The following is a 25,137-nucleotide window of genomic DNA, read 5'->3' on the forward strand; positions in this document are numbered from 1 at the left end:
CTCCTTTCAAGCAACAAAATTATGTAGTTATTGGGTTTCTAATTAGAAACTCTTCTACTATTTTACCAAAGATTTGAGGATTTTCCACATGAACTGCATGACCAACGTTTTTACATACTGTTAACGCTGCATTTGGAAATTTTTCTCTCATATTTTTATTTATATTTACAAATTTTAAATCTTTTTCACCAGTTACTAATAAAACCTTCATATAAAACTGCTTTAGATCGTTCCAAAACGAAGGTTGTGCCCCCGTCCCCATAGATTGAAGTGAGTGCGCTAATCCTTCAGGTTGATGAGACAGACGTTCATTTCTAATTTGTTGCCGCTTTTCTTCAGAAAGTTCTTTTTGCGATAAAAACAAAGGGATATTTTCCCAATAATCAACAAAATCTTCTATACCATTTTGTAAAATATAGTTTGCCAAATCTTTATCATTTTGTTGTCGTTGCCTTTGCTCTAGTTCAGAGAATAAACCAGGGGAAGCACTTTCTAAAATTAAAGAATGTACCATATCTGGAAATTCATTAGCAAAGTGAATTGCAGTACGTCCTCCCATGGAATAACCAACTAAATGGAATTTGTAAATGTTCATTTCAGTTAACTGTTTTCTTAGTTGATTACAACAAGCTTGCATCGTGGTCAACGTGTATCCCTTCGAAGAACCATGTCCAGGAAGATCAAACAAAATTAATTGATAGCCATGTAAATAAGTTTTTATTGATTCCCAAGTATTGAGTGTCCCTGTAAAACCATGTAATAACACGATTGGTTCACCATCACCAACTACTTCAAAATGCAACGCTTTATCATCTAAACTCATCTAACCATCCTTTAAAATTGCTTCCTTAATCAATTGCCATTTCGCTTGATGCCATTGAACATTTTGTTCACGATCTGTTTTTACTTCTATAATGGATAGACCATCGAGTTGATAACTTTCGTACAAAGCAGCTTTTAATTGTTCCTCTGTTTTCACATGATTGTAATTTGCCTCATACAGTTTCGCTACCTGTTCAAAAGATAAATCCATTGGAGTGCCAAACAAAGCTTCAAAATGACGCTTATCTTTCGCTTGTGGTAAGAAGGAGAATATCCCGCCGCCATTATTATTAATTAACACAATAGTAATTGGTAACTTATAATGCTTAGCAGCAAATAATCCATTCATGTCGTGAAATAAAGATAAGTCGCCGAGTAATAATGTTACTCTCTCATTATCTGCAGAAGCTCCTACTCCACTTGAAACCATACCATCAATACCATTAGCACCACGATTCGCTAATATATTTATTGTTTTTGGTGAAGTCATATAAAATGTATCCACATCCCGAATTGCCATGCTATTTCCAACATACAAGGTGCTCCCATCTGGGATAACTTCAGCTAAACCTCTAACGGCTTCGCCTTCCGTTATTTGTTCTTCGACACCCTCTAGTAGGTAATGTTTAGCAATTTGATTCATTTCTTGCCAAGTTTTCAACCATGCAGTAGAGACATCTTGATCCACCACCGTCATCTGCTCAAGTTGTTGGCATAATGTTGTAGGATCGGCAAATAAAAATGTTGTTTGATTAGAAGAATGATCTCGAATTCCTTCGTTGGGTTCGATTACGTATTGTTGTGTTTCGACATTCTCCATAACATAAAATAAATACGATTTAGAAACTGGCATAGCTCCAAATCGAATAATATAATCCGGTTTGAGCTCTTGTCTAATTTCTGCTTCTCTTAGGAATGCATCGTACCCATCTATGACATTGTCCTTATGATGCTGTCCCGTTCTCAATTGTGATAAAGGATCTGCAACTACAGGAATTCCCCACTTCCCAGCTAATGAAGTAACCGCATCCGCAAACTCAGCATCTGCCTGTGGCCCACAAACAAACAATCCTTTTTTGTTTGGACCGACTTCCTCTAGTAATATTTGCAATTGGTTTGGCGCTAATTGTTTGGTTCCCTCTTGCATAATATTTTGTCTAGTATAACTTTTTGTACCCCAAATAGCATCCAAAGAAAAATTAGGTGTTAACGGTTCGCGTAATGGGAAATTTAAATGAACAACCCCAGGATTCCCTTCCTCAGCAACGTGCTTCGCATGAGATGCTTTATTACGAACATAATGTAACATCTTATCTGATGCTTCCGGCATAGCCATTTCGTGAAACCATTTGGTGTAGTCGCCATACATTTTAATTTGTTCAATTGTTTGAGGAGCTCCAATATGTCTCAGCTCATGCGGACGATCAGCTGTTAATACAAGAAGTGGTACACGACTATAGTGTGCTTCCACTATTGCAGGATAATAGTTAGCTGCTGCTGTTCCTGACGTACATACTATCGCTACTGCACGATTTGATTTCTTCGCTAATCCTAATGCAAAAAAGGCTGCTGAACGCTCATCGACGATAATCCACTCTTTTATGGATGGATGCTCTGTAAATACAAGAGCAAGTGGTGTAGAACGAGATCCAGGAGAAACCACCACATCCGTCACACCACTTTTGGCTAATTCATCTACAAAATTCGCGACATAGCGCGTTAACTTTTCTGTATAATCCATCGTCTATCCTCCTAAAACAGAGAGCATTGGCATCAATTTAATATTTGTTTCTTCATATTCACTCACTGGATCTGAATCTGCGACAATTCCGCAACCTGCAAAAAGTGACGCTTCAGTTCCTTGAATCATAGCAGAACGTATAGCTACAGCAAACTCACCATTATTATTACTATCTAACCATCCAATAGGAGCACCGTACCAACCTCTGTCTAGCAGTTCATTATCTCTAATAAAAGCCATCGATTCTTTTCTAGGTGTACCACCTAAAGCTGGGGTTGGATGAAGTTCTTCTATAATAGAAAAAATACTATGGCTATTCATTAATTTAGCCGTTACAGGTGTATAAAGATGTTGTAGTGTCTTATACATATACACCTGTGGTTCACTAGGAATATCTACATCCGTACAGTACCTTTCAACGGCTTTTCTAATCATTTGAACAACATAGTCATGTTCTTTTCGATTCTTTGGATCTCTATACAGTTCTTCCGCAATTTTTTGATCTTCTTTTGTAGTCTTTCCTCTTGGCGCTGTACCTGCCAGACAAGTAGAAAATAATTGATTTCCTTCCACTTTAACAAGACGTTCAGGAGTCGCCCCTACAAAACAATCTCCGTCAATCTCATAAGCAAAAATATAACTATTCGATTGCGTTTCTATTAATTTTCTTATAATGGATGGAATATCTGCTCGCTCATCAAAACGTAAACGAACCTCTCTTGCTAATACAATCTTATTCGTACTGGAAGTTTTCATTTCCTCAGTTGCTTTTTGGATAGTCTGCATCCATTGTTTGGGAGCTACTTCTTTCTTTTCGATCATATTTACATCTTTTTTAAAGAAACTCGATTCTTCTAATAAATAAGACTCCATTTCTTGGTATTCTTCCATTAATTGAAAACCATGATCATCTGTACGCAGATACATATTAAAAGTTAAATAAAATTGATTTTCGATCCTCGTAACCATGATTTCAGGTATAGTTAATTGACCATCTGGAAAATTACTCCACAAAGGTGTTGATTCTTTTTTAGGGTCAAATGCAAAACCACCTAGTCCTACAATTCCAGTTCCTTGCTTTTCAAAAGGATTATGAATGACAGCTTTTCTCAACAATTCATTCCACTGATTTTCTATTGATTGAAAACGTTCACCTTTTGCTTGTATGGTAGTAGCCTGTCCAGCACCAAGAATAGTTAAGTCGTTTGAATTACTGGACCAGAAACTTCTTGTTAGGTCTCTATCTCCTGCTAATTCCAAAAAAGTATATATATTTAGCTTGTTAATTTTTTTTGTGTAACTAAACAACTTAGCTTCATCTTCCGATACCATTTCACTAATAGTTATATCAATAAGTGACGCTAGTCGTTTCTCTTCTATCTCAATCATTCCTATGAACCCCCGACATAATATCGTAAATTAATTATATCCTTCCTTATTTTATGCTCTTTTTACGAGTTTCTCAAGAAAAGCCTATTATTTCTATAAAATTCCTGCTAGTAACATACATTGACACCTTCTTAACCTTTCCATAAAATTAATATGATATAGAAAAATCAGGAGGATACGCTCAATGCAATCAAAAGATACATCAAACATAAAACAATTATTAAATGAACGTGAAGGATTTCATGTTTGGTGGCGACTACTTCGACCACACACTTTAACCGCATCATTTGTCCCAGTTTTTGTAGGTACAATGATTGCATTTAATGAAGGTGCCATTAACTGGTGGATTTTTACAGCGATGTTAATAGCTTCTCTATTAATTCAATCAGCAACTAATATGTTTAATGAGTATTATGACTTTGTTCGAGGATTAGATAATGACCAATCTGTGGGAATTGGGGGATCAATTGTACGAGATGGGCTAAAACCAAAACATATTCGAAATTTAGCATTTTTATTTTACGGAATATCAGTTTTACTTGGAATATACATTTGCATGATGTCTAGTTGGTGGATTGCAATTATTGGTTTATTTTGTATGTTAATTGGTTATTTATATACTGGAGGCCCTATTCCAATTTCATATACTCCATTTGGAGAATTATTTTCAGGAGTATTAATGGGATCAGTAATCATCGGTATTACTTATTATATCCAAACTGAAACGATATCTACAGAAATGATTTGGATTTCAATCCCAATTACAATATTTATTGGCTGTATAAATTTTGCTAATAATATCCGAGATCGTGAAGGGGATAAACGTGGTGGCAGAAAAACGATTGCAGTATTGATTGGAAAAGAAAGATCGGTTGCGCTACTTGGAACTTTAATCGCGTTGGCGTACATTATGACCTTATTGTATATCTTAATTGGATTCCTTCCAATTTGGTCTTTCATCACTTTCTTGAGTATTCCAAAAGCATATGGAATAATTAAGAAATTCCAAGGGAAGAAAACATCACTTGAAATGATGCCGGCGATGGGTGCTACTGCAAAAACAAACACTATGTATGGAATGTTATTAGGGCTGTCACTACTTATAACAGCATTGTTATAACTTTGAAAGGATGGAACTATGACAAATAAATTAAGTAAAGATAAGCTAAATTATTTTAAAGAGAAATTACAACAAATGAAAGAGGAATTAGAAGATAAACGGAACATCAATTCAAACTCTGACGAACTTGCGGATTACGATAATCATCCAGCAGATATGGGTACAGAACAATTTGAACAACAACGAGACGCTGGTCTTAACCTAATGAGAGAAAATCAATTAAAGGAAATTGAAGATGCACTGCAAAAAATTGAAGATGGCACATATGGGATAAGTGAAAAATCAGGTGAGCCTATTCCTGAAGAGCGTTTAGAAGTATTGCCTACTGCCCGTCTTTTAGTATCAGAGGAAGAAGAAAACAATGAATAATCGCTATGCATGCAATAGAAATCAAACTGCACAACATTCGGATTTAGGAAGATGATTCATCTAAAAAAACTTCGCTACCAATTTGATAGCGAAGCTTTTTTTATTTTAAAGAAAATCTAGTTTGTTGTTGCTGCAGCCATGCATGTAATTTCATAAATAACGGGATAAACAATACCGCAATAAACACACCTTTTATCATATTAAATGGTAGTACACCTGCAATTACAGATACCCACTTCACTTGATTTGACATTTCCCATCCCATAAACCAACCATACGCTGGTAAAATTAGATAGTAATTTAGAATACTCATTCCAACTGCCATCACAATCGTTCCAAATACTAATCCCGTGATTAAGCCTTTTACACCTTTCATTCGATGATAGATCATAGAAACTGGTACAACTAACATTACACCTGCAATAAAATTAGACAGAACACCAATCGGGTCCCCAGACCCAGAAACTGCCAGGTATAATATATTTTTAAAACCAACTACTACAATTCCAGCTATAGGTGAAAAAATCAATGAAGCTATCAAAGCAGGAACATCACTAAAGTCTACTTTTAAATATGGTGTAGGTAAAAATGGTAAAGGGAAGTTAATAAAGAATAGCACTAACGAAATTGTACTTAATAACGCAATGATGATTAATTTTAATAAATTGTTTCTTTTTGATTTTTGCATTATTTCTCCTCCATCAGTTCATTCGATTCCTATCTTGTGATGAAGGACGATTAACCGTTTGTATTACAATTAATAAAACCCTAGAGCGAGGCCCTAGGGTTTGAATACATCGTCAAAAATGCACACAAAAAATGTGTAACACAAACATGATCGACATCTTCTCCCATCCAGACTATAACTGTCGGTACTGGAATTTAACCAGATCAACCACAATATGTATGCAGCTCGCGGACTTTACCGCCGGTCGGGAATTGCACCCTGCCCCGAAGATTGGAATCGAATATTTATTTGTTAGAAATAATTATACATTTACATTGACTTTTTGGCAAGTCAATTACTATTTTCTGATGAAGTCAATAACAATGCTACCGTCAATGCTGAAATACCTGCGGATAGCTTACCAATTATCATTGCAGTCACCATGGATGATTCTATACCTGCAACAAAACCTAAATGTCCTCCAAATACAAATGCACCACTCACAGCAAAAGCCACATTTATAACCTTTCCACGTTCATTCATTTGCGGTACTAATGCTAACATTGGTATGACATGTGCTACAGATGCTATTAGGCCTGCCGTAGAAGCTGAATTTATTCGTAAACGATGACCAATCTTTTCTAAATGTTTCGATGCAAGTTTTGTAATTGCTGCTACAAGTGGAAAGGCTCCAGCTAATACAATAGCGATTAATCCAACAATTTGAATCCCATCCTCTAAAGGGGCTAATCCCGGGATAACAGTGATTTCAGTAATGGTTTCAATGCCGATTGCGATTAATCCAATTAATGCAATGGTTGTTACTATTTTACCTAACCAAAAAAATAGTTTAATCATCTTGTCAGCAAATAATAGTAGTCCTATTAAAATACTAATCGAAAACACGATTGGAATTACAAGATTTCGAACCATCATCGACCAGTCAAACCCAGCATAAAAACCTCCAATAAGACAACCAATGGGGATCGTACTAATCCCAATCATAATTCCCTTCGCAAAATACGAATGATCTTGTTTCGTGATCATGGTAAGTGCAACTGGTATGGTAAATGAAATCGTAGGACCGAGCATAGTACCTAAAAATACCCAAGCAAATAAAGCTGCTTCATTGCTTTCAGCCATTTGTTCTGCAAGCGCTTGTCCTCCCATATCTAATGCCAATATTGTATTCGCAAAAGTAGATGGGTCTGCCCCGATCCATGTGTATAAAGGTGTTACAATTGGAGTCAATACATTAGCAATTACTGGAGCTAAAGAAACAATCCCTACTATTACTAATGCTAACGTTCCCATAGATGTAATTCCTTCTTGAAATTTTTCTCCCAAGCCTAAGCGATTTCCAGCTACATAATCCATTCCACCAACTAATAAAAATAAAGCTAATATTAACATTATAATTTCGTTTATATTCATACTTTACCCCTTATGTATATCCATAAAAAAATGATTGAACTATACTCTGCTTACACTATATCAAAAATAGATTAAACAATATATAAATCAATTTCATAAAAGATAGTTTATGTAAAATTCCAGAAGGACGCTTATTAGCAATTAAAAAGTCTGCAGGAAAGGAATTGCTTCCTCTCCTACAGACTCCTTTTTTGTAAAACAAGCGATGCGATTACTATTCTTCTAGATTAATAAATAGTTTTCCTTCAGCTTGTTCTCTTGTTTCATTACCAAAGCTATCTTTTGCAATAACTTCAATAACTGCACCATCTGCAACTACATTACTAGTAGCTGTCCAGTATCCAACATATTTACCTTCCGAAACTTCCATCATTGGAAGTTCAGTTGCATTCGTAAGCCCAAGGTTTGTTAATGGCATATGAATAACATAGGTTGCACGTAAACCTGGTTCAGCTTCAAACTCAATTTTAACACTTTCCCCTGCATTAAGATGAACATCCTCTGTTGGAGTTACATTTTCAATTTCAGGAGCGGTATAATCCACTTCTAGAGTGACAGATTCAGTCGTTGTATTGCCAGCCACATCAGCTGCAACAACTTCTATTGTATTTTCACCCTCATCAAGTAAAATACGTTTAGAATAAGCACCATCTTCTACAGATGCTTGTTGCCCATTAACTTCGACATAGTCTAGGTTTTCATCTACTACTGTACCTTCTACGGTTACCGTTTCACGATTTGTCTTATCCCCATCTGAAGGATTATCAATCGTTAGCTCAGGTGATTCAGTATCTAGCGTAACCGTTACACTATCCGATTCACCAACAACGACATCATTCATAATAGATTGAGCTTGAATTTCGTTAGCACCTTCCGTTAAATCAAATGGAATAGAGAACTCTCCACTATCTCCAACTTCTACAGAGCCAACTTCTTCTCCATTATTCAATAATTGTAAAGTTGTTGTAGGCGAAGCTGTTCCTTCAACAGTTAATTCTGTTTCATTTGTAATATAATCTTCTGCAGGAGTAGTTATAACCGGGTCATCTACACCGTAAGCTACTCGAGCTCGAATCATATAGTTCCCCTCAGCCTCAGGTGATGGAGACCATGCTCCTGCCACACTTTGGTAGCTTCTCCCTGCATAAGGACCATCCTCATCGGTTGCAAGTCCTGGGACATTAGGATTTACTCCCGTTTGAACATATACCATATAGAAGTCTCCTTCTACTTGGATTGCATGTTCAGATAAATCTACTACAGTCCATTCATCAAGGCTTCGGATTGCTTCTGCGTCTACTGGACCAGCAATTCTTTCACCTGGAGTACCATCTGGACCACTCGCATCCCATACCTCAACTGCAAATTCAGTTCCGCCTGGATTTGGCCAGTCTGTACCATGGAATTGGAACACACCATCCGTAACAACTGCAGAATCTTTACCTTCTTCTAAAGACATTTTTACTGCCCATTTGTTTCCGGCATCGTAATAAGCACGAGCATTCTCAGCAGTTCCATCATCATAACCAATTTCTCCACCTGGAACGGTATAGAATGGTTCTAATGAGATATTTACTTCAGCATCTTGACCATCTAGATCAACCTCAGTTTCTGTTGCATGGTAACCTGAAGCTAATACTTTTAACGTATACGTACCTTCATAAGCAGTAAGCGAGAAGTTACCATCTGCATCCGTTTCAACAGGTGTAATGTTGGCATCTTCTACTAAAATTACCGTAGCGCCTTCTACGGCTTCACCAGTATCTTCATCTGTTACAGATCCAGTAACAGTATATTGATCGATTTCTTCTAGTGTAAAATCAGCTGTTGTAGATGCATCATCTTCAATAGATACAGATTGTTCTTCAGAATGGAAGCCATATGCTTCTGCAACTGCAGTAAAGTCACCAGCAGCATGCATAATTGAATAAGAGCCGTTTGCTGGATCTGTATTCACTGATCTGCCTGATTCCAAAATACTTACTGTTGCACCAATTGGTAATAATGTTGGATGAATTGCTTCTTGTTTGTTATCCTTTTCAACTATTGGCATAGCAGGTGTGATTTTATTTGGATCAACTTTTTCTTTCTTCGTTACATCTTTCTCAACTGCAACGTTCGATTGTTTCTGATCAATTGTTAATGCATTGGATCCTTTGACTTCTTTTAACCCAACTGTATTGGAAAGAGAAGTATCCGATAATCCAACATCATCAATATACCAACCATCTCTTACTACACTTCCATCTGTATCAAGATTGAAGCCGATATAAACTCGTTGTCCACTATATTCTGATAAATCCAACTCTACTTGTTGCCAACCATCAGACACATTTGTGATACGCAATAATTGAGTCCAGTTTTCTTGATCAGTAGAAATAAATACATGACCGAAATCCCAGTTATTTTCGATATTAAACCAGTGTTGGAACTGTAAATACGATTCACCATCAGGTAAATCTATTGGTGGCATTACTAACGTACTATTTTCATTGCTAGTATATTGACCTTCTGTATTTGTTGCAAATACATTATCTCCTGAAAGAGCTTCTCCAGGTCCAGAAGTAGGTTCTCCTCTGTTCCAACTAGCATTTTCACCAGTTACAAGCCATCCAGCTGGATTGGACTCAAAATCAGTGAAATACCCCACTCCAATACCAGGTAAAACCGTCAACGAATATTCATCTGTCGTTACTTCATTTCCTCCAAAATCATTGATAACAAACTGATAAGAGAATGAATCGCCAGTAATACTATCACCAGGAATAGTTACCGCATACTCTCCAGATTTGTAATCACCAGACACTCTTTCTGCTGTTAATGTTTCATCCCCAAATTCAACTTCAACTGATGAGACACTGATATTATCTGAAACATTAATCGTTAATGGTAAATCCATTCCTTCGTACGTTTCTACCGGAGCTTCGTGCTCGTAAGTAGGAGCTTCACTATCTTCTCCTTCTTTTGTAACTTGTCCTTCAAGTGTACCAAGTCCAGAAACTACAGAAGAGACAGCATCATAAGCATTTACTAGCCCATGCCCATACCCCATATTTGGCGATTCTGAGAAGTTTCCATCCGTAAGCGGTTGTGCAGTATTTATAAGAATCTCCTCTATATCATCTACGGACAAGCTTGGGTCTGCTTGTATTAATAAAGCAATTGCACCAGAAACTGCTGGACCTGCCATCGAGGTTCCATTCCATCCACCTTCATATCCGCCACCAGGTACCGAAGAACGGATATTTACACCAGGTGCTGAAATGTCAGGCTTAATATCTCCTTCATATGGAGATGGCCCTTGTAATGAAAAGGATGCTAAGCCATCATTAATATCCGTTGCACCCGTCGCAAAAGACTCTGGATAGTTAGCTGGAACAGCAATAGATCCCGGTCCACCAGGATTAAATAATGTCGTATTACCAGCTGAGAATTCAGGGAAGATCTCTGCTGCTCTCCATGCAATGACAACATCGCGATACCATTCATCTAATCCAGGTCCGCCACCCCAAGAGTTATTGACAACATCAGGTGCCATCGATGCATCTCCACCAGGAGCAAGAATCCACTCTGCAGCATCTAACAGATCCGCATCTGTACCACCAGCTGCAGTAAACGCCTTAACAGAGAGCCATTGAGCACCTGGAGCCACCCCTATTTGGTTCGCACCATCTGGTTCACTACCAACCATCGTTCCTGTTACATGGGTACCATGTCCATCATCATCATATGGAATTTCTTCACCAGCTGTTGCATCATACCAGCTATACGTATGATCTACTTCACCAGTAGCTGGATTATAACCACGATATTTTTCTGCTAAAGCAGGGTGGTCAAATTGTGCACCAGTATCAATACTAGCTACAACAACTCCAGAACCATCAAATCCCATATTCCACGTAGCTGGAGCACCAACTCTTTCTACGTTCCATTCCACATTTGCTACATCTGATTTTGGTGTTTCAGCATCTTTATCTACAGTTGTATACAGCTCCCGTGTTTCGTTTGGAAGTATCTTTTCTACTTCTGCAAATGTAGCAACTTTTTCTGCAACTTTTTTCGTTGCTGTTACCGCAATACCATTAACAATATGATAAGATTTGAGATCTTTTGCATTCCCTTTATCAATTTCCGCCTCTAAATATTCAATGACTTCTGCTTGGGAATCAATTGAAGTAGCTTTCAACTCTGAAATTACTGCAGAGCGTTGGATATGCTCCAATTTAGCCGCTGATAAACTTGCTTTTTCTGCAGTACTTCTTGCTTCTTTCGCAACACTTTCCACATCTGCTTTTTCATTGAATTTAACAAGAAATGTTACTTTCTCATCTTCTTTAAAATTATTCATCAAGCGCTCACTGACTTTAGCTTCAGTAACCTGATTTGAATCATTTAAAGAAACACTTGTTTTTCCGCTTTCTGCAAAAGATAGTCCAGGTGTAACCAAAGATAACGTCATTGCTACTGTAGCAACAAGGCTAAATGCTTTTGTCTGACGCCTTTTCTTTTTTCTCAAATCTTTTCCTCCCCTCATTTTTAGAACAAGCTGCATAAAATCGACGGATAGTTTAAAAAACAACAATGCCCCCTTTTTCTAAAATTGTCGATAATATACGTGTTTTCGTTAAGTGGTTCTTGCTGTTAATGCAAGTATAGTAAATGAAAGGAGTGATTTTTGTCGATTGAAGTCGAACTAAATCAGAATATTCTAAATTGATAGAAATGTAGGATTTTTTCACTGGGAATTACATAGACTTTTTAACTATAAGTAGACAGAAACCCTTACTCTACTTGTCAACAAAGAAATTAAAGATTACAAAAATGAAACAGAGGTACCAAGTAATGTTACATTTCAATGTAATATTTTTCTAAAAAGCAGAAATTTAATTAAAAAGTAACAGATTTTACACTTAAAATTAAGACGAATTCAGTATATTAAAGGACTAAATATTGTTTTGTAGTACCTTATATTCACTGAATAAATTTTTAAAATTACTTTATAAATAGATGTCACACCAGTTTGTTTTACAAATAATTACAAATTATTTCTGAAATATATCATTATTATTAAGAAATTAAAAAAACTCCCTTCCAAAGAGTGTATTACATCTACTTCGGAAGAGAGTAAATTTTTTTATTTTGTTATTACCAATTAATCTTCTAATGGATTTAGACTTTCCTTACCTGAAAGATTAGTTAACATGGTTACCATTAGCTGCACTTCTTCTTCCATATCCTGTTTACTCGCGGTTTCCACAGGTGAATGCATATAACGTAATGGTAATGAGACTAATGATACAGGAACACCTTTACCAGTAAGTCGCATTCTGTCAGCGTCAGTCCCTGTCATACGTGGTGTTAGTTCATATTGAATTTTTATATTTGCTTCCTTAGCTGCATTTTCCAGCCATAGATTTATTTTTCGATTAATTGGGGCACCTTTTGCTAGAACGGGTCCACCTTCTAAATATACTTCACCATATTTTTCTTTACTTACTTTTGGATAATCTGTTGCAAACGTAACGTCCACGGCAATCGCCATCGTTGGGTCTATACCGGCTGCAGCGAAATACGCTCCGCCCATATTGGTTTCCTCATTAACGGTGCTAACCGCATAAACACCAATAGATAGATTTTTTTCTGATAAGATGCGAATTACTTCTGCAACCATAAATGCTCCTGTTCGATTGTCTAAACCTCTTCCCGCAATATATCTATTTTGCAGTAACTCCGGTTCTGTTTTATAGACAGCTAAATCACCTATCTGCACATTTTTAATTGCCTCTTTTTTAGAAGTAAACCCGCAATCAATAAATAGATCTTCTAAATCAAAATCACCTTTTAATCCCCCGTGATGTTGAGCATTAACACCAATTACCCCTGTAATTTTGTTTTGGTACCCCAGGACTTCTACTCTCATACCAACTGCTGCTTTTGGATTAATGCCCCCCATTTTATCAATGTAGAGAAATCCATTTTCATCAATTCGATTTATTATTAATGCAATCTCATCGCAATGACCTGCTAATAATACTTTGAATTCAGCTTCTGGATTTAATACCGCAATTGCATTCCCGGCATTATCTGTACGCACTTCATCAGCATAAGTCTTCACATATTCCATCCACTTCTTTTGAATATCCATTTCCATACTAGACGGAGATGGAGTTTTTAGTAAATCCATTAAAAAATCATAGTGTAAGTTTTCCATTTAATCGTCCTCCTTAAGTACTGTAATCACCGGTTTATAGGCACTTTAGTTTACCATCCGTAAATTAATGGGTACACTAACTATATCAAAATATGTAAAAGAGGTGTACAAACATGCAATTAAACGAATGGTATAACAAAGGGATGTCAGTAGATGACTATATTGAATCAATGCAGGTTCATAAAGAAAGTCTCTTACATATCTATGACCATTTTCAGTTACCAGACAAATTATCACTTGTTGATCGATCCCTTCGTATTATCGTTATAACAGAAGATTGGTGTGGCGATGCAATGCTTAATATTCCTATACTTTTACGTATGGCAGAAGAAAGTAACATGCCTGTTCGAATTTTATTACGAGATGATAATCTCGAATTGATGGACCAATATTTAACAAACGGTAAATCAAGATCCATTCCAATATTTATTTTTATTGATGAAGATGGGGAAGAAGTAGCTACGTGGGGACCTCGTGCAGAAAAAATTCAAGAATATGTAGATAACGCACGAGAACAGCTCCCATCAAAAGAAGCTTCTGATTTCGAAGAAAAACAGAAAGAAATGTTTCTCTTTCTAACGAAATCTTATCGAGATAATCAAGATATGTGGAATACTGTCTATAACAGTATTAAGAATACTTTAGCATAAAAATTCCCCACCCTTCACTGTTATTTTTAGAATAAGTATTTAACTAAAACGCACATACTAGAACAAAAGCGCAAGCGCCCGTTTATCACCGTATGTCCTGCGCCCCTGTTTTTCAAGGGGTGGTTCGACTGGTCGAACTTCTTTATTTCTTTGAGGTAAAGGAAACACGATAAGCGTATGCGAATCGATGATGACTTTCACCGCAAGGGTATAAGTGCGACTATGCCTCACAAAGGACATTCGGCAGTCTTCTTTTCGCCATGGCATAAGTGCGACTATGCCTCATAAAGAACATTCGGCAGTCTTCTTTTCGCCATGGCATAAGTGCGACTATGCCTCATAAAGAACATTCGGCAGTCTTCTTTATCGTAAGGAGGTCTCCGGAAGGACAATAGGTGATGGGCGCTGGAGCTGGACGTGGCTAATTAACTTAGTTGTTTATCCACAGCTCCAAAATTTTATAATTTCCTAGACTATAACAAAAGCGCAAGCGCCCGTATAGAAATGTTGCGAGTCTATAAAAAAACAGTGAGGGTGAACCTTCATGAATATCCGCTCCATAAAACGCATTTATTTTCGTATACCCATAATTTTAAAATTATTAATGATTGTATTAGTTACAATGATTTTTTTTGGGATGATTATTCATTTTATCGAACCCGTACAATTCCCCACAGCCTTTGATGGAATTTGGTGGGCTTTCGTTACTGCGGCTACCGTAGGTTATGGTGACTATGTTCCGCTTACTACTACAGGAAGAATCATCGGTATTCTATTGATATTAACAGGTGGTGGTCTTATTGCTTTCTATATTACTTCTTTATCTACTGCTACACTAAAAAGAGAGCAAGATCTCGAAAATGGCCGTTTAGCTTTTCATGGTCATGACCATTTCATATTTGTAGGTTGGAATGAGCGCACGAGACAACTTATGAAACTTGTCTTAGAGTATTATCCAGGTAGAAGAATTGTTGTGATAGATAAAACCGTAAACAAATTAACATATAAAGAATACCCAGTTCACTTTATCCAAGGAGACGCTACGGAAGATGACACGATTAAAAAAGCAAACATTGCAAATGCCAATTGTGTACTCATTACTGCAGATATTACAAAAAACGAACGTCAAGCAGATACCTATTCTATTATGACTACTATAGCCATGAGAGGAAATCATTTAACTCTACCTATTGTGACAGAAATTTTATCAAAAAAACAAATTGAGAATGCAATTCGTGCAGGTGCTACAACCATTATTCGTTCTAATGACTTTATGAGCAATTTATTCTTTCATGAATTGGATCATCTCATGCAGGCAACTCCTTTTGAAGATATCGACCAGCTTTTAGTGCAGCAGCAATTCTCTCATCAAAAGCTACCGCTTGATTTAGAGGACGAGACATTCAGTAAAGTAGTTAATTATTTCTTACACCAAGGTTATCTAGTAATAGGCCTCATCCGGGAAGATGCTTATACCATCCACCCCAAACCAGACTTTATTATGGAGGAGAACGATATTATTATTACGATTACAAATTGGTGATTATCAGCTTTGCTGATTTTTTCAAAGTATGTTATAGTATTTTATTGTGTTCAAAGAATCGAATATATAAGATATAGGAGTTGTTCAGCATGACTAACAAATTAGAAGCTGGTCAGATTATAGAAGGTAAAGTAACAGGAATTCAGCCATATGGAGCATTTGTTTCTGTAGACGAAGAAACACAAGGCTTAGTTCACATCTCTGAGATTACTCATGGATATGTAAAAGACATTAATGAACATTTGTCTGTTGGAGATGAAGTGAAAGTAAAAGTTATTAATGTAGATGAAGAAAGAAATAAAGTATCTCTTTCTATTCGTGCTACAGAAGAAGCTCCAAAAGCTACTACAGAAAAACCAAAAAAGCAAGCTGCTTCTACTCAGTCTAATGATACAGCAGGATTTAATACGTTAAAAGACAAGCTACAAGAATGGATTAATCAATCCGAAAAAAAATAATGGTATGTAAAGACTCTACATTTTTATGATGTAGAGTCTTTTTCATTTGTAAAGGGCTTGTTCTTGATTTCACATACCGTATCGCTTAAAGTTAAATTATAGAAATAATTGCTTTTACAGAGGAGGAAATAACTTGACACATGTATCCTTTAACTACGAAAAGGCATTGTCATTTTTCGAAAAACAAGAAATTACAAATCTAGAACCGTTTGTTCATACTGCGCATCAAATGATTCATGAACGTATTGGAGCAGGTAAAGATTTCTTGGGTTGGCTTGACTTACCTAGAAATTATAACCGTGAAGAATATACACGAATAAAAGCTGCTGCTGATAAAATAAAAAAAGACTCCGATATTTTACTTGTTATTGGCATAGGCGGATCTTATTTAGGTGCCAAAGCAGCACTTGAGATGTTGAATCATTCTTTCCAAAACCTTCTATCTAAGGATCAACGTCAAGTTCCACAAATTATTTTTGTCGGTCATCATTTAAGTTCAACTTATATGACTGAGCTTTTCGATATTCTTAAAGACAAAGATTTCTCTATCAACGTAATTTCTAAAAGTGGAACGACTACGGAGCCTGCAATTGCGTTTCGTGTTTTCAAGAAGTATCTTGAAGAAAAATATGGACAAGACGAGGCGAAAAAACGCATTTATGCAACAACTGACCGTTCTAAAGGAGCATTAAAAACTACTGCAGATTCCAATGACTATGAAACATTTGTTATTCCTGATGATGTAGGTGGACGATACTCAGTATTAACAGCAGTTGGGTTACTTCCAATCGCTGCCAGCGGCATTAATATCGATGACATGATGGAAGGCGCAAAAGCTGGAATGGAAGACCTTGCTAATCCAGTCATATCTGAAAATCCAGCATACCAGTATGCGGCTGTAAGAAATATTCTCTATCAAAAAGGGAAAGTTACTGAGTTATTAATTAACTATGAGCCGAATTTACAATACTTCTCTGAATGGTGGAAACAATTATTTGGGGAAAGTGAAGGAAAAAATCAAAAGGGAATTTATCCTTCATCAGCGAATTTCACTACAGACTTGCACTCTCTTGGACAATACATTCAAGAAGGTCGTCGTAATATATTCGAAACTATCCTACACGTGAATGAACCGAAAAAAGATTTCACATTAGAGAAAGAAGAATCGGATTTAGATGGCTTAAATTACTTAGCTGGTAAGTCGATTCATGAGATTAATGATAAAGCTTTCCAAGGAACACTGCTTGCACATACAGATGGAGATGTACCAAACTTAATCGTAGAAGTTCCTAGATTAGATGCATATACGTTTGGTTACCTTGTTTATTTCTTTGAAAAAGCATGTGCAATAAGTGGATATATTCTTGGTGTTAATCCGTTTGATCAACCTGGGGTTGAGGCATATAAAAAGAATATGTTTGCCCTACTCGGAAAACCAGGATTCGAAGATCAAAAAGAAGCGTTAGAAAAACGTTTGTAATAAAGAAAAGCGAAAGCGCCCCTGTGTTTAAGGCGTGATTCAAAAAAGGTCGATAAAGAGGCTCTTAAGATGGAGCCTCTTTTGTTTTTGTTCTATCATAAATTCTATTTATTAACCATATATCATCCTGTTTAATTAACTCAATAGATATTTGAAAAGCCTCTTCCTCATTATAAATACTAGGAAAAGATATAAAATCATAAATCGCTTCATCTTCTTCATTCTTCAATTCAATAAAATAATAACTATTTCTCCAAATATCATACCAGTCATAACTTTCACTATCCAAGCTATTCTCCGTCTTTAATTTGTTAACTAGCTGTTCATCTGGCTTTACGGATGCATACATAAAAAGTGACAATACCTCTTTAGCCGACGCATCCGATAATGCAGTTAGCTGCTCGTTCTGCTCAATATAATGATGATAAATGTCATGCGTCGTATCGACAACTGGCCACTTTTCAAAAGATAAAAAACTATCCTCCGTTAAATTTTGATAAGGATCTATAAAAATATACCTATATTCTCGATGTGCAAGTTCCTCTTTAGGAATCCAATTATTTTTCTTTAATTCTTGAACTACTTCATTTACTATAGTCCAATATATAGAATCCTGATGGTCTTGAACAAAGGAAAGTAGCTCTTTTTGATGTTCCTTAGATAATGGGTTTGTTGTATCTATTTCATAAGAATAAAATTTATCTCTTACAAATAAATAATCTATTAACACATACTGACCTGTTATAGCTAATTCTTGTTGAACAAAGATATTATGACGTTCATTGGGATATGTTCTATATATTTCCTCTATTTGCAAAAGAATATCTCCTAAATTAATATGTTCTCCATTGTAATAAGAGTCAATGTCTTCTTGGATGGATATCATATTTAAATATGGCTCAGATCCTTCTACATCGTGAATATATTGTATTGCCCAACTTCTGTCTATTCTCAAACTAAGACTTGTCGCATCTTCTAATTGCTCAATGGTATACCCATTATCTTTAATTGCATTTATCGCTTTTAAGATATCTTCTGATACATTTATTTCATCGATACTTTCTTGATTATTTATAATTTCTTGTCTATGATTTTTTTCAATAGAATGTTTTCTAAATAAACTGGATAAGTAAATTTCTAGCGTTTGTCTATTATTTACTTGTACTGTATAAAAATCTGGATGATTTAGGAATATTTTGTTTTCCTTTTTCTGTTTTTCTGCAAGTTGTTTAGGCGTTGTTAAGAGCATTGCAATCATATCCTTATACGATTGTATCTCCGCGTCATCGATATCTTCAGTTTGCTTGGTTACATTATTAAACTGAATAACTAGATCATATGCACGTTCAACCTGAATAAAGTCATCTACACTTTCTATACCGAGATTTTGCTTATATTCTTCTTTTTTTCGTTCAAAATACTGCTCCATTTTTTCTTGTTCTGTTAAATTAGTAGGAGAATCTTTAAAATCGTCAAACATAGGAATTGCAACTACCACAAATACTACTAAACTCAATACTATAGCTATCTTTGTTAGCCATCTTTTCTTCTTTTTTTCGTGTACCCCTTTTACAGTATGAAGAATTTGTTGGGTAGAGGTCTTTTCTGGAAGTGATTTATATTCTTCACTTAAGGACTTTAGCCAGTTATCTATAGGATTATTATCTTTTTCGAAAGTTGATTCCTCTGTTAATCTCACTTTACCTTGAAAAATTTTATTTTCTACTGAAGCACTTGATAGTTGTAAGATTTGACCAATATCTTCATACGGTTTTTGATGAAAATAATACAGAATAAGTGCAAATTTATATGTATCTTCTAGATGCTGAATACATTCATGCAGCACAACATGACTTTCACTTTCGAAATAATCAGTCAGAATATGGTGTTGCTTATTTACTATTTCCTCTGACTTTCTTTTCCTTTTTTCTTTACGCTTAAGCTTTTTAACAACATTTAATGTACATTTATATAGCAAAGTTGATAAATTTACATTTTGATCTTGATAATTTGTAAGGCTCTTACTGGTTCTTATAAATGTTTCTTGTACAACATCTGAAATTTCATTAGTATCAACACCTATTTGAAAAGCAAATCGTTCTACGGTCACACAATATTTGTCTATAAGTAATTCCATTCCTGACTCAAATTTATTACGCTGAAAATAACTTATTATTTGATGATCCTCCAAACAAATCCCCCTTTCAATGATTGATATACATATATAACGTATGTAACTTTAATTTGGTTGCAGTATTTCAAAAAAATTCTATTTTTCTTGTTTATAATTTTGTACATAGGGTAATACTATAACTGTAAGACTTTCTCGTATTCCCCCTGTAGGCAAGGCGCTTGAACGCTTTGCTTTTTTTTTGCCTTTTTCCCGATATTCTTTGTTATAATAGTAACATTACATTATACATAGCTAGGAGGTTTCCCAATGAGTATTTTTGAAGAAGTTTTTGATAGAAAACAAACTAGATCCGTAAAATGGGATATGGTACAAGAAGTTTTCCAGTCCAATGATGTGTTGCCAATGTGGGTAGCAGACATGGATTTTAAAGCTCCTGAAGAAGTTAATCAAGCTTTGATAGAACGCGCAAGACATGGAATTTATGGGTATACCGCAATTGATAGTGATGTAAGTTCAGCTATTATCAATTGGTTAGAACGGAGGCATAATTGGTCTATTGATCCTTCCTGGTTATCCTATAGTCCAGGGGTAGTGAACAGTCTACATATGGCGGTTCAAGCATTTACAGACCCAGGTGACAATATTTTAATTCAAACACCTGTATATACGCCGTTTTATAATTTGATAAAAGAATTAGATAGAGAAATCGTTAAGAACCCGCTCGTTTATGAAGATCAATATTATACCATCGATTTTAATGATATGGAAAAGAAGTTAGCAAGTGGAATAAAAGCATTTATCCTTTGTTCTCCACATAATCCTGTTGGTCGGGTTTGGACCAAAGAAGAATTACAAAAAATGGCAGACTTATGTTTGCAATATGATGTGATGATCTTTTCCGATGAAATTCATGCAGATTTAGTCTTTCCTGGGGAAAAACATATCCCTATCGCTTCATTGTCAGAAGAGGTTTCTGATAATACGATTACATGTATGGCACCTTCAAAAACATTTAATTTGGCTGGTTTAGACGCTTCCTATGTAATTACTTCAAATAAGGAGAACCGTCAAAAGTTGGATAAAGCCTTCCATCGTCAAGGGTTTCATAACATGTTAAATACAATGGGAAATACTGCTATGGAAGCAGCTTACCGTCATGGCGATTACTGGTTAGATGAGTTAGTACAAGTGTTAGAGCAACATACACAATATGTACGTGAAATGTTTGAAGCCCATGCCCCTGAATTAAAAGTTACACATACGGAGGGAACGTATCTGCTATGGGTGGATTGTTCTTCACTAGGATTGAATAAACAAGAATTAAAAAAATTCATGATTGAAAAAGCCAGAGTTGGATTAAATGCCGGTCAGGATTATGGCGTAGAAGGTGATTCGTTTATGCGTATTAACATCGCTTGCCCAAGAGCGACTTTAGAAGAAGGCATCGAGCGAATTATTACTGCCGTACAATCCAGATAATCAATTCGAAGAAAATAAAGATGAAGTAAACGTTATTTAAATGGGATATTAGTTTTTTAAATGTGGGTTAAAAATAAGGGGCTGGACACTGGTATTTACACTTTTGTCCACGCCCCTTTTCATATATTTACTTATTCTTCCTGTTCATCATTTTGCTCGGTTGGATCAGTCGGTGCTTTTTCTGAATCTCCTGATTCCTTTTCTGCATGAATTTCTCCACAAACGATTCTTGTTCCAGAATCTCCACCTGGTTGACTCATTCCATCATCTTGACCTTCATGGACAATTAATGCGGTCCCATCATTATTTATTAATGAACTTTTTCCTTCTTGTAACGAAGCTCCCGAGAGCTCAAGTTCGGCATGTACTAAACCGCCTGCATCTGCTTCGATATTTGGTAAATCTCCTAAATGAGATCCTTCGGGATGTATCATTCCATGTTCCTTACCTTGGGGATTCAGATGATTACCAGCAGTAGTAAAATCAGGAGCTTCACATCTTCCATATTCATGAACATGTATAGCATGAAATCCTGGTTGAAGCCCTTCTAAATCCAATTCAATGGCTACAGCATCTTCTTGATCACTTAATAAGGCTGTCCCTACTCGATCACCATCTACATTATACATTTCTATTGTTAGTGATTTCGGATTATGAAGCAAACACGCAGATAATAACAATGTAAGGCTCATTATTAATCCTAATATTAGAGGACGCATAACATAGACTCCTTTCCTCTTTTATATCAGTATCTGCAATGTTTGATAATCTAAACAAAAAAGTGAATGTTTCTTTAAAGAGGCTGTTTTAAAAAGTTCGGTGAAAGTGACACTTATCATGCGAACCTCCTGCTAAAATTGCCCACATCCTGTGGAAGCTAGCTTAATTTTCCAAATCTCATGTATAAATTGTCTACGTTCCAGGACTCAGAGCTAGGCCGCTTCCTTTCGCCCCTTTCCATCCTCCTTCTTGATCACGTACTTACAGCTATTTTGTAGGTGAATCTGTCTGTTTAGCTTGTTTTATTTCTTTGCTATATTTTTCATTAAACTTTTTTTCATCATTTCTTGATTTTTTCATCATCAATCGCATAGCAACTACTGTCAAAACAATAAATATCGCTAGTGAAATCACTGCTGGTATATATTCGGTTTTATCTTCTGGGAAATATAGAAATGGCATCAAAATTATCATTTTTATCATTGTATTCACACCTTTCCCACCTATTATAACAAACATGACTCCGTTTCCAAATACTAGATAAAAACGTTCGCATTTTTATCATATTTTTGGCAAAATGGGTAAAAGGAGTGATACAAATTGAGTACCTTTAATAATGGAGATATTGTGAAAGCACATTATAAATCAGGAACCTATATTGGAATTATCAAAGAAGATCGTGGACAACAATATCTGGTAGAAGTAAGAGCAGTATTAAAACATCCTCTTCAAGGAGATTTGCATAACTACGGACAAACTGGTGAGGATGTTTTCTTCCATGAGCGAAAAGCACTTTCCTATAAAGAAAAAATGAACGTTAAAAAACCAGCTGTTCATATCTATGATACGGAAGAAATCCCATCTTATAGCGAATCATTACAAACAGCAGTCGTTAATTATAAAGAAAAACTAGCTGATAATCCAACTGCTTTTGATTTACAATGTCTAAAGAAATTAGAACAACTAGAAGAAACTCATTATAAAAATAACGGTTCTAAGTCAAATGTTGGGGTGAGCAATTAGCTCACTCCTATTTATATTAAACCACTTTCTTTTTATATTGATGATGTAATAGTATTCTTGCTCGAAAGCGATCGAATCGCCTAAATCCAAATGCATTTCGTTTTATAACCTTTGTTTGATTGTTGATTCCTTCGATATAACCATTATGTAAATCAAAGGCAAAACTATTCATAATTTCTTTTTGCCAATTATGAAAGGTTTCTTTTGCTTTTAGGAATTCCGGCAGCCCTGCATTTTGCACAAGTTCATAAAACTGATAGAGATACTTTTTAGTATTTTTTAAAGCAGTAGGGCCGTTGGCCTTGGCTAGTTGAAACCAGACAATATACGCTTCTTTTAACTCATGGGCGCGTTTTAAATCTGGTGACATGTGTAAATAGCGATCTAAATACCATTGTTGCTTTTTCGTTAACTTCGATTGCTTTTTATAAAACACATGTCGCATACGTTTACACTTCTTCCGATCATAATCATGAAACTCTCTCTGTACACGAATTCTCACTCTTTCTAAAGCCCAATATATATATCGTGTAAAATGAAAACGATCGGCGATAACAATGGGGTGCCCTAATGCCTTATCAACAGCTGCTTTAAAGGATGGACTCATGTCCATGACTACAAATTCTACCTTCTCACCATGCATCCTTAGATAATCCACTAATGTATCTTTTTTACGATCTTTTAAAATCTCTAAAGGTTTTCTATTAATCGGATCAGCTATAACCGTTTGATACTTCTCGTTCCCTGCATCCCCTTTATACTCATCAATCGCTATCACTTTAGGCAATGCTTGTGTTTCCTTCATCTTCGATGCAGTAATCTCATCAAATCGACGCATAATGGTAGTTGGCGATGTATGAAAACGTGTCGCCACGTCTCGAAAGCTTTTTCCATGAACAAGCTCTAATGACAATACTTGATTAAACTCAATGGATTGTCTTTTATAACGTTTGACTAAAGGGTTTCTTTCAAAAAATCGCTTTCCGCAGAAAACGCATTTATATCTTCTCTTTCGGTAAAAAATAATCGTTTGCCTTCCGAATATGCTAGGATGACGGACTTTCTGCGTACGATAATCGTGTACCTTGTTTGTCCACTCTCCACACTGTGGACAACGATGAGAGGTTCTCTCCAACTCCCACCTAATGTAATAAATACCTTCTCGTACTTCTGTATCTAATATATTTCCTTCTTCCAACCCAGGTAATGTTATGTTAGAATTCAATTGCACGCATCTCCTTTTTGTTTGGTTTAGTGGTTTAAACAATGATAACAAAAATAGGAGATTGCGTGTTTTTTATTTTTCTTTTACCCCAACAAATATTATAGAGCCAAAATAACCATCATAACTAAAAAACACCCTTGTAAAGGAATATATCCATTACAAGGGTGTCTTAATATTATATGAAAACAATCTATTCACCAAGATGCTCTTTAATTACTTCAGCAACACCGTTAAGAGCGTCTTCTTCATCTTTTCCATCAGCAGAAACTTCGATTTCTGCGCCTTTTGGAATACCTAAAGACATAACACCCATGATCGATTTCAAGTTAACTTGCTTGCCTTTGTATGAAACTTCGATTTCAGAATCGAATTGTCCAGCTTTATTTACTAACAAAGTTGCAGGACGAGCATGTACTCCAGTTTCAGCAGTAATCGTAAATGTTTGTGATTTCATTACATTTCACCCTTCCACACCATATTTTCTCTATGATTGTTTATGCTTGTCTATTATAACAACGTTAAATATTTCACATAAACCTACGTTTATTATATACAAAAATCATAAAAGATGAAACCGATAACTATATTTTTATTTATATGAATTTAATTGTTTTTCAAATACGATTATGGTAACTTTAATCTAGAAATAGCAACTAGTTCAAGGAGGCTGTA

20 protein-coding genes and 1 riboswitch are annotated in these 25,137 nt (G+C 35.7%); of the genes, 8 read left to right on the forward strand and 12 right to left on the reverse strand.

Features of this window, described 5'->3' with window-relative positions; translation table 11 throughout:
* Positions 1 to 19 precede the first annotated feature (19 nt).
* Genes menH through OB_RS11965 form a run of 3 tightly spaced genes read right to left on the reverse strand, consistent with a single transcriptional unit; the run spans position 20 to position 3,952 of the window.
* Positions 20 to 823, reverse strand: coding sequence for a 2-succinyl-6-hydroxy-2,4-cyclohexadiene-1-carboxylate synthase (gene menH, locus OB_RS11955; protein ID WP_011066717.1), 804 nt, complete (start codon positions 821 to 823; stop codon positions 20 to 22).
* Positions 824 to 2,563 carry a 2-succinyl-5-enolpyruvyl-6-hydroxy-3-cyclohexene-1-carboxylic-acid synthase gene (gene menD / locus OB_RS11960; protein WP_011066718.1) on the reverse strand — a complete coding sequence of 580 codons (1,740 nt, stop codon included), beginning with the start codon at positions 2,561 to 2,563 and terminating at the stop codon, positions 824 to 826.
* Positions 2,564 to 2,566: 3 nt separating this feature from the next.
* Complete coding sequence (locus tag OB_RS11965) at positions 2,567 to 3,952, reverse strand: isochorismate synthase (protein ID WP_011066719.1); 1,386 nt, start codon at positions 3,950 to 3,952, stop codon at positions 2,567 to 2,569.
* A 184-nt stretch (positions 3,953 to 4,136) separates the two neighbouring features.
* Between OB_RS11965 and OB_RS11970 the strand changes: the two genes are divergently transcribed.
* Together OB_RS11970 and OB_RS11975 are read left to right on the forward strand one after the other, a co-directional pair.
* Complete coding sequence (locus tag OB_RS11970; RefSeq protein WP_011066720.1) at positions 4,137 to 5,072, forward strand: 1,4-dihydroxy-2-naphthoate polyprenyltransferase; 936 nt, start codon at positions 4,137 to 4,139, stop codon at positions 5,070 to 5,072.
* A gap of 18 nt (positions 5,073 to 5,090) precedes the next feature.
* Complete coding sequence (locus OB_RS11975) at positions 5,091 to 5,441, forward strand: hypothetical protein (RefSeq protein WP_011066721.1); 351 nt, start codon at positions 5,091 to 5,093, stop codon at positions 5,439 to 5,441.
* Between the two features lie 100 nt (positions 5,442 to 5,541).
* Here OB_RS11975 and OB_RS11980 read toward each other — a convergent pair whose 3' ends face one another.
* From OB_RS11980 to OB_RS11995, 4 genes are all read right to left on the reverse strand, one after another.
* Positions 5,542 to 6,129 (reverse strand): ECF transporter S component, encoded by a 588-nt coding sequence (locus OB_RS11980; RefSeq protein WP_011066722.1) that lies wholly within the window; start codon positions 6,127 to 6,129, stop codon positions 5,542 to 5,544.
* Positions 6,130 to 6,280: 151 nt separating this feature from the next.
* Positions 6,281 to 6,404, reverse strand: a riboswitch (FMN riboswitch).
* Between the two features lie 55 nt (positions 6,405 to 6,459).
* Positions 6,460 to 7,542, reverse strand: a complete 1,083-nt coding sequence (gene eutH, locus OB_RS11985; protein WP_011066723.1) for an ethanolamine utilization protein EutH — start codon at positions 7,540 to 7,542, stop codon at positions 6,460 to 6,462.
* Positions 7,543 to 7,756: 214 nt separating this feature from the next.
* Positions 7,757 to 12,076 (reverse strand): S8 family serine peptidase, encoded by a 4,320-nt coding sequence (locus OB_RS11990; protein ID WP_041544555.1) that lies wholly within the window; start codon positions 12,074 to 12,076, stop codon positions 7,757 to 7,759.
* A 618-nt stretch (positions 12,077 to 12,694) separates the two neighbouring features.
* Complete coding sequence (locus OB_RS11995; RefSeq protein WP_011066725.1) at positions 12,695 to 13,753, reverse strand: M20/M25/M40 family metallo-hydrolase; 1,059 nt, start codon at positions 13,751 to 13,753, stop codon at positions 12,695 to 12,697.
* Positions 13,754 to 13,866: 113 nt separating this feature from the next.
* On the opposite strand from OB_RS11995, the gene OB_RS12000 reads away from it, so the two are divergent.
* The 4 genes from OB_RS12000 (at position 13,867) to OB_RS12015 (ending at position 17,884) form a co-directional block, all read left to right on the forward strand.
* Positions 13,867 to 14,403, forward strand: a complete 537-nt coding sequence (locus OB_RS12000; protein ID WP_011066726.1) for a thioredoxin family protein — start codon at positions 13,867 to 13,869, stop codon at positions 14,401 to 14,403.
* Positions 14,404 to 15,007: 604 nt separating this feature from the next.
* A complete protein-coding gene (locus OB_RS12005) occupies positions 15,008 to 15,946 on the forward strand; it encodes a potassium channel family protein (RefSeq protein WP_231846946.1) in 939 nt (312 codons plus the stop codon).
* An 89-nt stretch (positions 15,947 to 16,035) separates the two neighbouring features.
* Positions 16,036 to 16,404 (forward strand): S1 domain-containing post-transcriptional regulator GSP13, encoded by a 369-nt coding sequence (gene yugI, locus OB_RS12010; RefSeq protein WP_011066728.1) that lies wholly within the window; start codon positions 16,036 to 16,038, stop codon positions 16,402 to 16,404.
* Between the two features lie 133 nt (positions 16,405 to 16,537).
* Positions 16,538 to 17,884, forward strand: a complete 1,347-nt coding sequence (locus tag OB_RS12015) for a glucose-6-phosphate isomerase (protein ID WP_011066729.1) — start codon at positions 16,538 to 16,540, stop codon at positions 17,882 to 17,884.
* A gap of 64 nt (positions 17,885 to 17,948) precedes the next feature.
* On the opposite strand, the gene OB_RS12020 is transcribed toward OB_RS12015, so the two are convergent.
* On the reverse strand, positions 17,949 to 20,075 hold the full coding sequence (locus OB_RS12020) for an RNA polymerase sigma factor (RefSeq protein WP_011066730.1): 2,127 nt from the start codon (positions 20,073 to 20,075) through the stop codon (positions 17,949 to 17,951).
* A gap of 249 nt (positions 20,076 to 20,324) precedes the next feature.
* On the opposite strand from OB_RS12020, the gene OB_RS12025 reads away from it, so the two are divergent.
* Positions 20,325 to 21,497 carry a MalY/PatB family protein gene (locus OB_RS12025; protein ID WP_011066731.1) on the forward strand — a complete coding sequence of 391 codons (1,173 nt, stop codon included), beginning with the start codon at positions 20,325 to 20,327 and terminating at the stop codon, positions 21,495 to 21,497.
* A 131-nt stretch (positions 21,498 to 21,628) separates the two neighbouring features.
* Here OB_RS12025 and OB_RS12030 read toward each other — a convergent pair whose 3' ends face one another.
* Positions 21,629 to 22,216: a superoxide dismutase family protein gene (locus OB_RS12030; RefSeq protein WP_011066732.1), complete on the reverse strand. Its 588-nt coding sequence runs from the start codon at positions 22,214 to 22,216 to the stop codon at positions 21,629 to 21,631.
* Positions 22,217 to 22,484: 268 nt separating this feature from the next.
* Positions 22,485 to 22,736 (reverse strand): hypothetical protein, encoded by a 252-nt coding sequence (locus OB_RS12035; RefSeq protein ID WP_050750218.1) that lies wholly within the window; start codon positions 22,734 to 22,736, stop codon positions 22,485 to 22,487.
* An 81-nt stretch (positions 22,737 to 22,817) separates the two neighbouring features.
* On the opposite strand from OB_RS12035, the gene OB_RS12040 reads away from it, so the two are divergent.
* Complete coding sequence (locus OB_RS12040) at positions 22,818 to 23,240, forward strand: kinase-associated lipoprotein B (protein WP_011066734.1); 423 nt, start codon at positions 22,818 to 22,820, stop codon at positions 23,238 to 23,240.
* Positions 23,241 to 23,256: 16 nt separating this feature from the next.
* On the opposite strand, the gene OB_RS12045 is transcribed toward OB_RS12040, so the two are convergent.
* A complete protein-coding gene (locus tag OB_RS12045; protein WP_081427489.1) occupies positions 23,257 to 24,471 on the reverse strand; it encodes an ISL3 family transposase in 1,215 nt (404 codons plus the stop codon).
* 184 nt (positions 24,472 to 24,655) lie between these two features.
* Positions 24,656 to 24,919, reverse strand: coding sequence for a phosphocarrier protein HPr (locus tag OB_RS12050; protein WP_011066736.1), 264 nt, complete (start codon positions 24,917 to 24,919; stop codon positions 24,656 to 24,658).
* Positions 24,920 to 25,137 lie beyond the last annotated feature (218 nt).

Origin of the sequence: Oceanobacillus iheyensis HTE831, assembly GCF_000011245.1 — a bacterium.
GTDB lineage: Bacteria > Bacillota > Bacilli > Bacillales > Amphibacillaceae > Oceanobacillus > Oceanobacillus iheyensis.